A 223-nucleotide genomic window follows, 5' to 3' on the forward strand; every position below is an offset into this window, starting at 1 on the left:
AAAACTATCGCGCTGCCGATATTGATGCAAGCTTTTACGCGTTAATCATTCCTGATCACCCTTTAACACTCGGCTCTGTGTACAACCCAACAGATATATTAGAATTTAGAATTCAAAACTCAAGGCGTACACAACTCAAAACCGCGCTAACAAACGGCCACGAAAACCCGTTATTTACCCAGCTAACGCTTAAAATAACCCCGCCGCAGTTAAGCAATTTATT

Annotated in this window: 1 pseudogene; it reads left to right on the plus strand. The window is 41.7% G+C overall.

The window, feature by feature from the left end:
- A pseudogene (locus CWC17_RS18980) lies at window positions 1–223 on the plus strand (TonB-dependent receptor); the annotation flags it as partial.

Source organism: Pseudoalteromonas sp. S3785 (assembly GCF_005887365.1).
Taxonomy (GTDB): domain Bacteria; phylum Pseudomonadota; class Gammaproteobacteria; order Enterobacterales; family Alteromonadaceae; genus Pseudoalteromonas.